Annotated in this window: 2 protein-coding genes; both read right to left on the reverse strand. The window is 36.0% G+C overall.

The genetic code is table 11. From position 1 onward, the window contains the following. A partial coding sequence (locus Q0L68_RS11605) for an exostosin family protein (RefSeq protein WP_296703177.1) occupies positions 1 to 934 on the reverse strand: 934 nt, incomplete at its 3' end. Positions 935 to 967: 33 nt separating this feature from the next. Then, the coding region (locus tag Q0L68_RS11610) for an asparagine synthetase B (RefSeq protein ID WP_296703182.1) at positions 968 to 2,207 on the reverse strand (1,240 nt) is incomplete at its 5' end.

The raw sequence follows: 2,207 nt of genomic DNA on the forward strand, positions 1-2,207 counted from the left end.
CAGACGATTTCCCTTTAAGGAATTTCAATAAGTAGGCCTCTGTATTGAATCGATCCTGAAATGGAATTCTTACAATTAACTCTTCATATGGTATCCGATTTTCAAAAGGTAATTTCGAATCAGTGTCAATTAATACGGGTATTCTCCCCATAGCCAGAGTTTGGTAAAACCGCACTGAATAATTTCCCATCCCTCTCAGGCAAAGTGTAAAAAGATTTGAATCGATATTGGAATAAAATTCTTTCTCAACTTTATCCTTTTCTTCTTTAGTGATAGCGCCAGCTTTATAATGACTCCTAAGCAAAAAATCAGTTTGCAATATTTTCGAATTTTCTAAACTCCTAAGTAATCTTCCTCTCTCAAATGCTGGAAGAAACCTAGGGATATAAAGAAAAGGTGATTTCCTCTTTTTCTTTTTAAATCTGAGATTTTCAATAGTATACAAATCTTTAAGGAACTTCAAAGGATTCCGAGTTGCTTGACCACAAAATCCAATTTTAATGAAACCACTATATTCTATACTTTCCCAAGTACTATTTTTCCATTTTTCAACTGGATCATAAGGTAACAATGCAGGAAGTTCAACCTGATTTTTCATGCTTGCATATGCTCCTGGCGTGAAAATAGTAATCGGATTAACTTTCGGATCGACTATGATGTCAGAATTTGAAAATATACCCAATGGCTTCCTTAATTTTTGGGATAGCTGGAATGTTTCCCGAATAAACCGTAACCCATTTTCACTTGTTAAACTACTTGAAAACAAGGGGATTATTATCCAATCAGCTAATTCAGGATTATCGCAAAGTCTGAAAAAAGGCTCGGCAATTGCAGCAATCCCGATTTCTCCATCTTCCCTAAGCTCAAAAATCTCAAACATTGGTTGATTTAAAACTGTGGAATTCGGAACGAATAGATTTAAAACAGAACTCATTTTTTGCTTTTTACTTTCAAAATTTGGTGTTACCTATTTTCGAAATTGATAAGAATACCAAAGCGATAAAAAGAATAGTTGTCTGACCATTCCGTAGTTAGAAATACCATCTTTTCTAAAGTCAGTAATGATTTTATTAATTTGAAGTTTTTCAAAAGTTTCAAATTCAAATAGTGGGCAATCAGCAATTTTTTCAAAATGGTCTCTGAATTCTTTATGCTTAAGAAAGTATTCATTCCAAGGTACTGACAAACCAATTTTAGGATGTTTGGTAATGTAATCTGGCAGATGTTTTCCAATAGAATTAAAAAGTAATTTTTTTCCTTTGCCAGAAGTATCAAAATAAGAATCAGGCAAACTTGACACTCCAATTACCAAATTTGGGTCAAGAAATGGATCCCGACACTCAATGGATGCTCCCATAGTGGTCCTGTCATTACGGTCATTTAGCGTGAATAAATGCGTATGCTGCTCCAAATACAGTAATTGTCGTAAACGATTTTTCGGATATAAACTTTTAGCTTCCTCCAAAATATTAACTCGATAAGGAATATTGAGATGAGCTGTATTTCCCCCAAAATTTTTCAAATCTGACAAAAAGGTTTCATTGCTGTTTGACATCATCTGAAACTCTTGATCTCCATCACTTAGATAACGCTTCATTTTTTTCAATCGCTCCTTCCTTAAATAGTTGTCAGGAATATATCGAAGCCCTTGAAGCAAAGAATATCGCCAAGCTTTGTCGTGGACTTTATAGCGCACATATCCTCCTAGTACTTCATCAGCCCCTTCTCCACTTAGTAAAACCGAGACTTTCTCTTTTGCATACCGAGCAATTCCTAAAATATGCCCATCCTGCAAATGCATTAGGGGCTCATCATGGTTGTGAATAGACTCTTGTACCAAACCCATTAATTGGTCCCCTTTGAATTCCCTGGTGTGAAAATCCACTCCAAGAAATTGGGAAAAATCACTCGCTACAGAAGACTCATCGTGTTGGTAATTGGAAAATGATATATTCCATGAACTCAAGCCCTGATAGCCTTGGTTTGCTTGGCTATAAAGGACAGAACTAGAATCCAAACCTCCACTCAGAAGGGTCCCAACCGGCACATCCGAAATCATTCGATAACGAATCGATTGATGAAAAGTCTCTTCAAACCAATTCAAAGGGCTCGCTATTTTGGAATGAGCCTGTGCAGATTCCTTTAAAGAAAACCATCGGCTTATTTCTTGGATTTTTCCCATTCGGGAAATTCGCATCCAATGTCCT

It is taken from the genome of Algoriphagus sp., assembly GCF_024642405.1.
Classification (GTDB): Bacteria; Bacteroidota; Bacteroidia; order Cytophagales; family Cyclobacteriaceae; genus Algoriphagus.